The 12,275-nt window shown below is 45.2% G+C and carries 16 protein-coding genes; 6 read left to right on the top strand and 10 right to left on the bottom strand.

Features of this window, described 5'->3' with window-relative positions:
• Positions 1 to 196 precede the first annotated feature (196 nt).
• Positions 197 to 667 carry a hypothetical protein gene (locus tag AC13CK_RS14495; protein WP_425879032.1) on the top strand — a complete coding sequence of 157 codons (471 nt, stop codon included), beginning with the start codon at positions 197 to 199 and terminating at the stop codon, positions 665 to 667.
• A gap of 70 nt (positions 668 to 737) precedes the next feature.
• Here the strand turns inward: AC13CK_RS14495 and AC13CK_RS14490 are convergent, their stop codons facing one another.
• The 3 genes from AC13CK_RS14490 to AC13CK_RS14480 all read right to left on the bottom strand — a co-directional run bounded on the left by AC13CK_RS14490 (position 738) and on the right by AC13CK_RS14480 (position 3,357).
• Complete coding sequence (locus AC13CK_RS14490; RefSeq protein ID WP_425879030.1) at positions 738 to 1,691, bottom strand: 2-hydroxyacid dehydrogenase; 954 nt, start codon at positions 1,689 to 1,691, stop codon at positions 738 to 740.
• An 89-nt stretch (positions 1,692 to 1,780) separates the two neighbouring features.
• Positions 1,781 to 1,960 carry a hypothetical protein gene (locus AC13CK_RS14485; protein ID WP_004729374.1) on the bottom strand — a complete coding sequence of 60 codons (180 nt, stop codon included), beginning with the start codon at positions 1,958 to 1,960 and terminating at the stop codon, positions 1,781 to 1,783.
• Positions 1,961 to 2,085: 125 nt separating this feature from the next.
• Entirely contained in the window at positions 2,086 to 3,357 is a 1,272-nt protein-coding gene (locus tag AC13CK_RS14480; protein WP_425879028.1) for a hypothetical protein, read from the bottom strand.
• Between the two features lie 113 nt (positions 3,358 to 3,470).
• Here AC13CK_RS14480 and AC13CK_RS14475 point away from each other — a divergent pair, with 113 nt between their 5' ends.
• Positions 3,471 to 4,247, top strand: a complete 777-nt coding sequence (locus AC13CK_RS14475) for a class I SAM-dependent methyltransferase (RefSeq protein ID WP_425879026.1) — start codon at positions 3,471 to 3,473, stop codon at positions 4,245 to 4,247.
• A 15-nt stretch (positions 4,248 to 4,262) separates the two neighbouring features.
• A complete protein-coding gene (locus AC13CK_RS14470) occupies positions 4,263 to 4,850 on the top strand; it encodes a hypothetical protein (protein ID WP_004647351.1) in 588 nt (195 codons plus the stop codon).
• Positions 4,851 to 5,001: 151 nt separating this feature from the next.
• On the opposite strand, the gene AC13CK_RS14465 is transcribed toward AC13CK_RS14470, so the two are convergent.
• Positions 5,002 to 6,201, bottom strand: a complete 1,200-nt coding sequence (locus tag AC13CK_RS14465) for a TIGR03862 family flavoprotein (RefSeq protein ID WP_425879024.1) — start codon at positions 6,199 to 6,201, stop codon at positions 5,002 to 5,004.
• Between the two features lie 4 nt (positions 6,202 to 6,205).
• Positions 6,206 to 6,850, bottom strand: a complete 645-nt coding sequence (locus AC13CK_RS14460) for a class I SAM-dependent methyltransferase (protein WP_425879272.1) — start codon at positions 6,848 to 6,850, stop codon at positions 6,206 to 6,208.
• An 84-nt stretch (positions 6,851 to 6,934) separates the two neighbouring features.
• Between AC13CK_RS14460 and AC13CK_RS14455 the strand changes: the two genes are divergently transcribed.
• Both AC13CK_RS14455 and AC13CK_RS14450 read left to right on the top strand, forming a co-directional pair.
• Complete coding sequence (locus AC13CK_RS14455; RefSeq protein WP_005245864.1) at positions 6,935 to 7,108, top strand: DNA gyrase inhibitor YacG; 174 nt, start codon at positions 6,935 to 6,937, stop codon at positions 7,106 to 7,108.
• Positions 7,109 to 7,283: 175 nt separating this feature from the next.
• On the top strand, positions 7,284 to 7,466 hold the full coding sequence (locus tag AC13CK_RS14450) for a hypothetical protein (RefSeq protein WP_086044179.1): 183 nt from the start codon (positions 7,284 to 7,286) through the stop codon (positions 7,464 to 7,466).
• A 40-nt stretch (positions 7,467 to 7,506) separates the two neighbouring features.
• Here AC13CK_RS14450 and AC13CK_RS14445 read toward each other — a convergent pair whose 3' ends face one another.
• The 5 genes from AC13CK_RS14445 to AC13CK_RS14425 form a co-directional block, all read right to left on the bottom strand.
• Positions 7,507 to 8,151, bottom strand: coding sequence for an MBL fold metallo-hydrolase (locus AC13CK_RS14445; protein WP_425879022.1), 645 nt, complete (start codon positions 8,149 to 8,151; stop codon positions 7,507 to 7,509).
• A gap of 22 nt (positions 8,152 to 8,173) precedes the next feature.
• Positions 8,174 to 9,187 (bottom strand): ferrochelatase, encoded by a 1,014-nt coding sequence (gene hemH / locus AC13CK_RS14440; protein WP_278357564.1) that lies wholly within the window; start codon positions 9,185 to 9,187, stop codon positions 8,174 to 8,176.
• Positions 9,188 to 9,252: 65 nt separating this feature from the next.
• Complete coding sequence (locus AC13CK_RS14435) at positions 9,253 to 10,281, bottom strand: DUF4062 domain-containing protein (RefSeq protein WP_005267549.1); 1,029 nt, start codon at positions 10,279 to 10,281, stop codon at positions 9,253 to 9,255.
• 116 nt (positions 10,282 to 10,397) lie between these two features.
• Positions 10,398 to 11,270, bottom strand: coding sequence for a glutamate racemase (gene murI / locus AC13CK_RS14430; protein ID WP_004729363.1), 873 nt, complete (start codon positions 11,268 to 11,270; stop codon positions 10,398 to 10,400).
• Between the two features lie 48 nt (positions 11,271 to 11,318).
• Positions 11,319 to 11,930, bottom strand: a complete 612-nt coding sequence (locus AC13CK_RS14425; protein WP_004278560.1) for a DUF1285 domain-containing protein — start codon at positions 11,928 to 11,930, stop codon at positions 11,319 to 11,321.
• A 186-nt stretch (positions 11,931 to 12,116) separates the two neighbouring features.
• Here AC13CK_RS14425 and AC13CK_RS14420 point away from each other — a divergent pair.
• Positions 12,117 to 12,275, top strand: a 159-nt coding sequence (locus AC13CK_RS14420; RefSeq protein WP_432241670.1) for an FAD-dependent oxidoreductase, incomplete at its 3' end; no start/stop codon positions are given.

The raw sequence follows: 12,275 nt of genomic DNA, 5'->3' as shown, positions 1-12,275 counted from the left end.
CTTTTATTTTGCTAAAAATCAATTCGACACTTGGGCTAATTTCTACTGCCCTTTCTTTAAAAATTACAATATTTCGGCACAGATCCACCTGAAAGCTCTGCACTCTTCACAGGATATTCATTGTTTTTGGCCCATTATCCGTTACACTGAAAAACAAACTCAGACCGCACTTAGACGAATTCGAGGTCGATCCATAATGAATATCAAAACCCCAATTATTTTAACGACAGCTTTAATGCTTTCTGTTCCAGCATTCGCACAAACCACGACTCAGTCTGCTAAACCGGTTAAGCCTTATGGTGAAAATCCGAACCTGCTGCATGTCTTTGCTTATAAAGCACAGGAAGGCGTGATTAATACCGCCGAGAAAGTCGGTGAAGCAACGGAAAAAGGCATTGCCAAAATCAAGCCAGGGGTAGACCGGGCCTGGAGCAATACCAAATCTGCAACCTCGGATACACTGCAAAAGGTAGATCAGGGAGCAACTCAGGCAGCCCAGCAAACTGGTCAGAAAATCCAGCAGACTAAAGAAGTCTGGCGTGGCAATTCACAGCAGGCACCTATCGTGCAGCAGCCTTTAAGCCAGTCAAATGCGACGCAAAACCCAAATACACCACAGCCTCAACCCCAGTCTGGATCAGCCACCAGTTATGCGGTAACCGATTGATAAGAAAAGCCCGTGATGGGCTTTTTTATTTTTAGCGAATAAAACTATTATCTTGTATCGACGCGATCTATCAATTGACCTGTCGGATCGGCTGACCTTGTTTAAATGCTGCTACATTTTCCACCATTTGATCCACAATCCGTTGTCGTGCATCAACACTGCCCCACGCATTATGCGGTGTCACAATCAGGTTGGGAATCGTTGAATCAAGTAGTACATTGCCCTGTTTCGGTGGCTCTACCGTGAGTACATCCGTCGCTGCACCGGCAATCTTGCCTGCACGCAGAGCCTCAACCAATGCCGCTTCATCAACAATTCCACCACGCGCACAGTTAATTAAAAATGCACTGCTTTTCATTGCATCCAGTTCAGCATGACTGATTAAATGGTGGGTATCTTCAGTGAGTGGACAATGCAAAGTTAAAAAATCGACTTGAGGAAGCAGCTCGGTAAATGGGATACGGGATGCATCCGCCGGACGATTTGGCAGCGCGGCAATAAGCACTTTCATGCCAAAGGCTTCGGCCAGTTTCGCCACCGCATGGCCCAGTTCGCCATAACCCACAATGCCCAATGTTTTTCCGGCCAGCTCGACAATTGGCGCATCCAGCAAACAGAACTGACTGGCTTTTTGCCATTCGCCTTGTTCTAATGCACGTTGATAAGACAGGAATGAAGTCGCCAGATTGAGCATCAACATGATGGTATGCTGCGCGACTGCCGAAGTGCCATAAGCCTGACAGTTACACACGACGATCCCTTGCGCTTTGGCCGCCTCAAGGTCGACATTATTGGTGCCGGTTGCAGAGATTAAAATGAGTTTGAGTTGAGGGCATTGCTGAATCGTAGCTGCATCGATCATCACCTTATTCGTAATGATGACATCGACATCAGCTACACGGGATGCAATCTCGGCAGCCGAGGTCGCCGGATACAAAACTAGTGAATCAAATACTGCATGCAGTGCCTGAAAGTCCAAATCCTGCTGGTCTAAAGAAGCATAGTCTAAATAAACGGCTTTCATGGCTGTTCCCTCAATCCTGTTTGACAATTTATGTCTGTCATTTAAAACAAGTCATTGAGGCTTTTCAACCTGTTTCCAGCCTGATGCAATTAATCCAACGGTTTATCCATATGATTACGTAGTGACTTGCGAATTCGATACACCACATACACAGACAGAATAATCATAAAGATGATGGACGCACTGACCATGATCACTGCAGGATGCACAGTTTCTGCATGCGCCAGATTAGGTAGAACCAAACCGAAGATAAAACATACTTGCATCATAGAGATCCCCTTCTTCGTTTCAACCATCGGGAACGATATAATTGGTTTATTATTTATACCGCTTATCTCTATATTATGCCAAGCTCATCACAAGTCAAGTAATTGTTTTTTATAAAAATTTTTAGTTAACTTATCTCACTGTGCGTCACAAACTGCGTATTTTTGTCACTATCGTCGATAAAAGCAGCAGCACCATACTCATTGGTACTCAGATTCAGCTGCTTATAGCTAAACATATAAAAATCGCTATAACGCTTCATTAAAATCGGGTGCATGCCCAGACTAAGCTCATCCTGTTCCTTGATCAGTTTCATGATATGCCGGTCATTCATCACCACCAAATAACGTTCATCATTCAGATTAATACTCAATAAACCATTACCTTTGGCATAAATCGGAATCAGAAATTTATGGTTCAGGGCAATTGCACCTTCTGCATAACTTTCGATTTTATGGCTGATGACATTAAATACCAGACCATGTCCATAGTGGTCCAATAACAGCTGACGATTTTCCTGCGGCAAATTCACATGAATGCCCAGTTTGAGCAGGTCATGCTGATCGACCTGCTTATTGCGTAACAATTCCCGCAAAATCACCTGTTTCTGGCTGGCATCAAAAAACTGGTTATCCAGTTGCAGATCGTTATTTTTCAGAATGTGTCCCAAGGCCATGCGGTGTCGTGGCAAGACATTTTCAATCACCTTGCGATAATAGAACTTGCTGTTTTTCTTGACCCTGCGCATTTTCTGATAGAAATAGCTTGGATCATATTCATGTACCAAAAAATCATAAAGCAATTCTGAACTGGCCAAAACTGCAATCGCATCATGTCCGGTAAAAGGTAGATGCAGCACATGATGATGTGGGATTAGTGTCTCTAATTTCAGATAATGGGCACGATCTTCGGCACAGTAGGGATCATAGACAATAATATATTCGCAGGCGTTGTCGATATCTTCGGCTGCAACCCGCATATTTGTATTCAGCTCTGGCTGATAGAACATGTTATAACGGGCATCATGTACATCTTCCGGATCGATCGAGTATTGCGGCACCATCGCCACCACCCGTTGTACGCCCAAGGCACGGGAATACTTGATCGCAGCATAGCCACCCATCGAACCGCCATACGCAATACGCTGCTGAAACGGCGCAATCAGATCTGCGATGGCTTGCAACATGTTCCACATGGAACCTTGCGGAAACCAGGATTTATGCTTGGGCATAATACCAAGCACATTAAGCTCGAATTTCGCCAGTGACTTTTCTGCATTGATGTTGAGGCCCTTGGCACGGGTAATCAAATCGCCAAATGAAAAAATCAGTTCTGAAGAAGATCCCGGCATAAAAATCGCGCGTATATGTTCATCTTCAAAAACAATCTGCTTGTCCATAACTTTCCCATGCTGGTAAATCGAACCCTTCCACAACAATTCAGTCAATGAACGCTGTCAAAAAAGTGAATATGCTATTTTATATCGATCAAAAAGATTAAAAAGCGCAAAATATGACACAATCATTACATCCTGCAGCAAAACGGGGTTTTAGTGCGTCGGCTGAGCTCTATCAGCAAGTGCGTCCCGATTATCCGGCAGAAATCAGCCAGTGGCTGAGTGAAACGCTGGCTTTGCCTGCAGATGCGCATCTTTTGGATTTGGGCAGCGGCACCGGCAAGTTTATCCCCTATTTACGCCCGCTCAGTAAGCACATTATCGCGATTGATCCTGTCCCGGAAATGCTGGCTCAATTACAACAGGCGCATCCGGACATTCATGCTCTTGAAGGCGTTAGCCATCAACTTCCCCTGCCTGATCATAGCCTGAATGCGGTATTTTGTGCACAGTCATTTCACTGGTTTGCCGATTCTGCTACCTTACAAGAATTAGATCGGGTACTCAAACCGCAGGGTTATCTGGTGTTAATTTGGAATCAGCGCGATACTCGGGTGGACTGGGTTCAGGCCTTGGCCGATTGTATTGCCCCATTGGAAGGCGATACGCCGCGCTATCATAGCGGTGCCTGGCGCGAGGTCTTTGCACAGCAAACGCTATTTCAGCCCTATGCAGAAACCACAATGACCCAGCAACAGCATGGCAGTGTCGAGCAGGTGGTATCCAAGCGGCTGCTCTCGACTAGTTTTATTGCAGCCATGCCTGAACAGCAGCAGGCACAGTTAAAACAACAATTTGAACAGATCATCCAGCAATATACAGCCAAAAGCGCAGAGGAAATGATCGATTTTCCTTATGTCACCCATATCTATGTGTTCAAGAAAAGTAATTAAAAACAGGAGGCGATCATGCATAAAATACCAGGAATGACACGAACGCTGTTGTTCGCTGCGGCCATGCTGCTGATGGCATGTGACCAGAAAACGACCGAAACTCCGACTGAAGCGACAACAGATAATACGGCTTCAGATCAAGTCATGCAGGAACTGAAAACCGAGCCACTGAAAGACTTCCCTAAAACTGCTGATGATCCGCATGATATTGCTGCATTGACGGATTATGAACAGCGCTTTCAGGAAATGAGCAGCGACTTGGAAAAAGAATTAAACAGCATGCGCGATGATGAAAATATGACAGAAGAATTTGTCCAGCAACGTCAGCGTGATCATGTCCAGTCAGCATTGAATATGTTGAAGGCTTTAGAACTGAAAACCGAACAGGGCCGTTATATTCAGGGCTTAATGTATCAATACTGGGAACATCAGGACAAATTACTCAATACTCCCAAGACTCAAGCTACACCCGTGAATGAAGCCAGTGAGAATGTCAAAGGTCTAGGGAAATATCTACACGCCCAAGAACAACTGGAACGCTGGCGTTCGCAATATCCGGATCTCGCCAAGAAAGAACCAGCTTCCCGGCAAGTGAAGGAATAGTCTAGGATGCTAGTTTGGCACACAGTTTAGATAAAATACAAAAATAATCTAAGCTGAACTGGCAGCTTTAAAACAGCATGGATCAACAAGGCCAGATCTGTTGAGTCTGTATTTCAGTATAAGTGTCAGTTCGTCCTGACCATAAAATGAGTTAATGTGCTGTCAGAAACTGATGCACACCCTCACCTGCCGCGCGACCTGTGGCGAAGCAGGCGGTCAGCAGATAACCACCAGTCGGTGCATCCCAGTCCAGCATTTCTCCGCACAAAAATACATGCGGATTGGATTTAAGTTGTAGCTGTTTCGACAACACTTCACGCTTGACACCACCGGCACAGCTAATCGCCTCATCAATTGAGCGAAAGCCGCTGAGTGGAAGAATCAAATCTTTAATCTGTTTGGCTAATTCAGCAGAATCTTGCCATACTGCTTTGGCCACCAGCTCCCGTACTAGAGCTGCCTTGGCACCGTCCACTCCGGCTTTACGCCAGACATTACTTAAAGACTGCTTCTTACTTGGCTGTAATTTTTGTGCAAGCTGTTCGATGCTTTGATTTGGGAATAGGTCCAGATGCAGCTGCATAGGCTGCCCCTGTTTTAGTTGCTCGCGTAAGCCACGACCCTGCTTATAGATCAGACCACTTTCCAGACCATAATGACTGATCACGATATCGCCAATGGTTTTTTCACCTTGCCCAACCCATGCCTCGACACGCTTTAAAGGTTGACCAAAGACTGGCTGCATAAACTGAGACCAAGGATATTCCACTCCAGCATTACTGGCCTGAAATGGCTCAATTTCATCCGGTTTCAGCCAGGCTTGCCATGCCCCATCACTACCCAACGCTGACCAAGACACTGCGCCACAAGCCAGAATAATGGCATCAAAATCTTCAATGCGGTATTCATTATTTTTCAGATCATGCAGTTCGAGCTGTTGCTGCTGCAACTGGCTGACTTTATGCCGGTAATGAAACTGGATGCCATCACTGGCCAAACGCTTGAGCCAGGCACGCAGCAAGGGCGCGGCTTTCATCTCTGTGGGAAATACCCGGCCGGATGAACCGATATAAGGCTCAATGCCGAGCTGCTTCATCCAGTCTTGAATCCAGAGTGCATCCCAGCGTTTGATCCAGGGAGACAACCACTCCACCTGATCATAACGTTGTACAAACTGTGACACAGGCTCAGCATGGGAAATATTCAGACCGGTCTTGCCTGCCATCAGGAATTTACGCGCAGCAGACGGTTTTTGCTCATAGACATGCAGCTCATAACCAAACTGACTGAGCACTTCTGCCGCCATTAAGCCTGCGGGGCCTGCGCCCACAATAGCAATGCGTTTGCTCATCTGCTTATTCCGCGACGGTGGCATTCTGCCCTTGTAAAGGCTGGAAATCATCAAAGCGCGTTACATAACTTTCAGGCTTGCTGATGATCAGTTGCTGGCATAATTCGCCACGTTCCAGATATTTAATTTCAAAATGGGTACGCGCCGAATCTGCAGCAATCACTTCTTTGACAAAAGGCAGCTTCCAGAGCTCTCGCACCTGTGTTTCTGCTTCTTCGATATAAGTAGGAATATTACTGGCCAGCGTAATCGTTCCACCGATTTTCAGGCGGGAAAGCAGGAACTCAAAAAATGGCATATTGACCCAGCGCTGCGCCGGATTATGCGGCTCAGGATTTGGATATAAAATAAAGAATTGTTCTACCTGCTCCGGATACAGTGCATGCACGATCCACGGTAAAGCATCGGCATGAACGGTCTGTAAATTGGTTTGACCTTCAACAGCATGCTGTTTTTGCATCGCCAGAAATTTTTCCCGGGTACGTTCAATCGCAATCAGTTGAGTGTCGGGATTGTTCTTGCTGAATAACAAGGCATGTTTACCTTTACCCGCTCCCACTTCGACGCAGACCGGTTCAGGACTGATGCTTTGAAAATCACGGGGCGCATGCATACGCTGTGCTTGAAATTGACGAATCGGCATAATCAGATCAAACTAATAAAAACCGCATAAGTCTAACAAGTGCGGCTATATTTGCCTAATCGAACCTTTATTTTTCTTTGGAGTCGTCCCATGCCTACCACTTTAAACTGTCCACGCTGTGGCAAGCTGACCACTTGGGAAGATAATGATTACCGTCCTTTTTGTTCAGAACGTTGCAAGATGATTGATCTGGGGGCTTGGGCCAATGAGGAATATAGTTTGCCTACCCAAGATGCACCACAAGCCGACAACAGCGAAGAATAAAATGTCTTCCTTGTCGAAAATTCTGTCTGAAAGCAGAATCTTGTCGAAATTAAGTAAATAAATCATATGAATTTTATAAAATTACTTAGATAAAGTAACACGAATTAACATCATTCATAAAGCTTTAGCATTATTGTTCTATTCTAAATTTTCACATTATTTTTAGAGCAATAATATGGGTTATATTATTTTAAAAATCATATTAATTGGGGTTGGTCTACTCGCACTTCTTTCTTTGGGAGTCGGCATTTTCCAACAAGATAGTTTATTTATTGTATTGGGTGTGCTTTTTGCTTTTGCCGCTTGGCTCATACACATGCAAACGCGTCAACTTCGTAATAATCCCTTTTCAGAATAAAAATAAAAGACCAAATGGTATTGGTCTTTTATTTACGCTTTTAACCCGCTTTACCTGCAACAAAAGGATTATGCTGCTTTTCAAAACCAATGGTGCTGATCGGACCATGTCCTGAAATGAATTGGGTTTCATCTGGCAGGCTGAAACATTCTCGCTGAATTGAATCTAAGAGCTGTTGATGGTTACCACGCGGGAAATCAGTCCGCCCGATTGAGCCTTTGAACAAGACATCACCTGTCCATAACAAGTCATAATTTTTGTTATAGAACATCACATGACCCGGCGTATGGCCTGGAGCAAAACGCACTTCGAACTCTTCATTGCCGAGTTTGAGCACTTCACCACCTTCCAGCCATTGGGTCACTTCGACTTTTTCCGGAATCGGAAAGCCATAACGTGCAGAAACTTCCTGAATCATGTCGAGCCAGAATGCATCTTCCTTATGTGGTCCGATTACTGGGACATTCCAAGCCTTTTTTAATGCACCCACCGCACCCGCATGATCCAGATGACCATGAGTGAGCCACAAGGCTTTAACCGTTAAACCCAGCGCTTCAACTTCAGCTTTCAGTTTTTCAGGTTCGCCCCCTGCATCAATCAAAATGGCTTCTTTAGTATCCATATCCCAAACGATGGAACAGTTTTGCTGAAATGCAGTAACTGGAACAATTTTGACTTGTAACATGGATTGAAAAACCTCGGGCAAGTTAATGGGCAAGTGTCTGTGTCAATGCATCCAGATTAGCCTGAAGCAGACTATTGAGCAATCGCAAATGATCTTCACGGCTATTTAAAGCAGGAATATAGCGATAGCTTTCACCGCCGAGTGCTTTAAATGTCTCGGCATTTTCGATTGCCAGCTCTTCAAGCGTTTCCAGACAGTCCGCGGAAAATGCCGGACTCATCACCTGAATTGATTTCACCCCTTGCTTGGCCCAATCTTCGAGCAAAACATCGGTATAGGGCTTGATCCACTCCTGTTTGCCAAACCGCGACTGAAAGCTGATCGCATATTGATCTTCATTTAAACCTAGTGCTTCCGCCACCAATTTACCCGTGATGCGGCAACGGTCGGCATAAGGATCGCCTTTATCAGCATAGGGCTGTGGAATGCCGTGGAAAGACATTAACAATTTCTCTGGTTGACCATGAATTGCCTGATAATCACGTACACTTTGAGCCAACGACTGGATAAATAAAGGATGTTGATAATAATCCCGGATCACTGTCAAACCGGGTAAATTACGCTGTTTCACCACCCATTTCGCCACTGCATCGTATAGAGGTGCGGTCGAAGTGGCAGAATATTGTGGAAACAAGGGAAATAGAATCACGTGTTCCTGTGGCTGCGCTGAGACCTGTGCCAAGACATCCTGAATATTCGGATTGCCGTAGGTCATTGCAGGTACCACATTCAGTTCAAACTGCGGATAAAGCTGGGTGAGATGCGTCTTGACTGCTGCGACCTGCTCAAACAGAATTTCACGCATCGGCGAATCCTGTCCCCATACTTGCGCATAGGCCTGTGATACCCGCTTTGGACGGAAAGGCAAAATGAATAAGCGCAGAATGATTTGCCAGATCGGTTTGGGAATTTCAATCACACGCTGATCAGATAAAAACTGCTTGAGGAAACGGCGTACCGCTGGAATCGTAGGCTCATCTGGTGTGCCCAAGTTTGCCAATATAATCGTCACTTTCGCTTTAGCAGGAGAATACATTCAGTTCGTCCGTCAGGATATCAACCCCTGTACTTTAACAGCTTTTTATTTATTCTCTCTATGGATTAATACGCTGACTTATATTGAAAAGTGCGATCTAAATCCAGCAAGCTGCTGTCCAGCAACTTTTGCGCTTTTGGCGTGATCTGCCACAGCATGCGCTGTCGGTCATCACGACCGGATGGCACAATCCAGTCATTCTGGCGCATTTGAATTTTTAAACTATGCAAGGCACGAATATTCATCTGGGCACGCGCGACAGCATGCGCACGCGGCATCTGCACCCGTGCATCCTGCAGACCGGTTTCATTCAGATATTCATTCATGCGCTTCGAGAAAAACTCTTCAGGGGTCGGATTGACAAAAGTTGAACCCAATAACGCCAACAATTGTGCCCAAGTCAGTTTTTTATGGACTTTGATTTCTTTAAAATTACCATCCTGATAAGCATGCATCCGGTATTCAAAAGAAAAAATTTCATGCATCGCCACTTTGGGCAGGCTCAGGAATGGATCGACTTCTGCAGTTCCGCCATCGCGTTCCAGTTGCGCCACTTTAGCTTTCAGCTGATCAATCTCGTCATGCAGCGCCTGGGTGTTTTGCGGACGCACCCAGCCGGTCACCGGATAGCGCTCCAGCATTTGTGGCATGTTAAAACGCACTGCCATTTCCAGATCGCGCAGGCTGCGGTAAGTAAAAACCTGATCCACTTCCTGCTGTAACAGTTGACGGAATTCCTTGAATTTTTCCTGTAATTCCGGTTTGGCATCATGCAATGCACTTTCACGTGATGCCGGATCATCATGCATAAACACAATAATCGGTTTTTGCTTGGTCACTGCATAAATATATTCGAGATGCATATAGCCGACACCCGATACCGACTGCTCCCCATACTGGCTTCCCAGCAGAATCACGACATAATCACAGTCATCAATCTGGCGGCGTGCAAATGCAGTATTCAGCGGTGTACGCTGTTCCAGTCCCCACGAGAAAAACCCCATTCCTACCAGTGTTTGAGACAGAATGATACGCTCCGGTTGCATTTCTGCCCCCGAGGTTGAGATGAACACTTGGTACCGTTTATCCAGCATGGGCTATCCTCTTCTCCTGTACATTTGCGTAAAAAATGCATCATCACATGCTTCTTTACCCAATATGGCCACCCCAGAATCAAAATATCTTTCTTTTTAAATTATAAAAATGAGTTTTAAACTGCACTCATATTACTGACCTGCCATTTTAAATCGGCCGGAATCAGGTGCTGCAAAATCGGTCGGAGCTGTTCAGCATTCTGCCCACTCACCACCAATTCAATTTTCACGCTTTCTTTAGACTCATGCTCAAATAATAACCCATTTTTAATTAAAATTCGGGCCGTTTGTCTTGCAACCGCGAATCCTGAGTCAATTAATGTCAGCTTTTGACCAAAAATATACTGAATTGACGATTTTAGGAAGGGGTAATGTGTACATCCTAATACTAAATAATCAGCGCCCTGATCTACAACTGGTTGTAAAATCTCTTTTAATGTCTGCAAACAGGCTGCACTCATCTGCTCTCCAGCCTCAACAAAAGGCACCAGATCCAGACTGGTCACAGGCAGGACTTTGACTTGAGCCGGTTCGGCAAAACGGGAAATGACATCTTTAATCAGCTGGCCGCGGAAGGTTGCAGGCGTGGCCAATACCGCCACAGTTTTCGACTGGGTATTCAGGACGGCCGGTTTAAGTGCGGGTACTAAACCGATAATCGGAAAGTTTTCACCATAATAGTCACGCAAATAATCCAGACTAAAAGCGGAAGCGGTATTGCACGCCACCACCGCAACTTTACAACCTTGACGATAAAGCCATTCAATCGCCTGAGCCGTCAAGGCACGAATTTCCTGATCATCTCTCGGGCCATAAGGCACATGCGCAGTATCCGCATAATAGACAAAGCGTTCATTAGGCAAATGGCGGGCAATTTCCAGGGCGACTGACAAGCCGCCTACGCCTGAGTCAAAAATGCCAATAGGCGCATCTGCCGTGGCATTGGGCATCGGGTCTAATAACTGGGAAATTGGTTGAATAGCGCTCATAACGTTGCAGGTAGCTTGTTTGAAATTTCTAGCGATCAAGCTTAAACCTCAGGTGCTCAAATGCAAGTCTAAATCACCACTTTTCAAACTTAAAACGGTTTCGCCTGCCGGATTTTCATCAAGCTCTCCCATCTCGACCAGATGTAAAAATGCCGCACGCTGAATCAGGGCATTAATCCCAAAACGCACATGCACATAAGGCCGCAACTCACCTTTGTATTCACGCATAAAGATTGGATGTTCAGCATCGACAATAATCAGGTCTTGCGTGGTTGTGCCCAGTTGCAGATAAGTCACTCCATTGATCTCAACCTGATCGACCTGATTGACAAATAAAGGTTCATCTTCAACTTCGATTTCAATCATTTCTACTGGTGTTTTTAGATAGAATTTATCGTTTTCTTTCCAGAGCACCGTTGCAAACAGGTCAATCATCGGCTGACGCTTGATCAATTGACCTTCGTGCCACCATTCGCCGTTGGCTAAAACCTTGAGATCCATTGTGCCACAATGCTTTGGCTGCCATTGCTCCAAAGGGGGTATTGACCTTTTGTGACTGCCCTGTGCATCTTTTAAGTATTGTGCGATATCCATTAAATTTTTATCATCGGGATAAGTTACTTTTTTCGTCGGATTTGTGCTGGGTACTGGCTTATCCATAAAAGAAGACCTTAATGACGGAAAAATAATATGTTTCAGCCAATTGGCTAAAACCGGCTTTAAAACTATACTAGCCCAGATTATCAAAGACACCAGCATTTTTGTGTCTAGGAACCAAGAACACTTATGGCAGCACCCAATCATATGATTATGGTTGCCACCGAATAGTAATATGAGGAGTCCTACATGGAACACATCGAACGTGAATCGATGGAGTTTGACGTCGTCATCGTAGGCGCAGGCCCTGCGGGTCTTTCTGCTGCGATCAAAATTCGTCAACTTGCAATTGAAAACAACTTAAACGATCTGTCCGTTTGTGTCGTAGAAAAAGGCTCCGAAGTCGGT

The organism is Acinetobacter sp. L-24 (assembly GCF_056857555.1).
The sequence above is the reverse complement of the archived record's forward strand: the minus strand, read 5'-3'. Positions and strand labels throughout refer to the sequence as shown.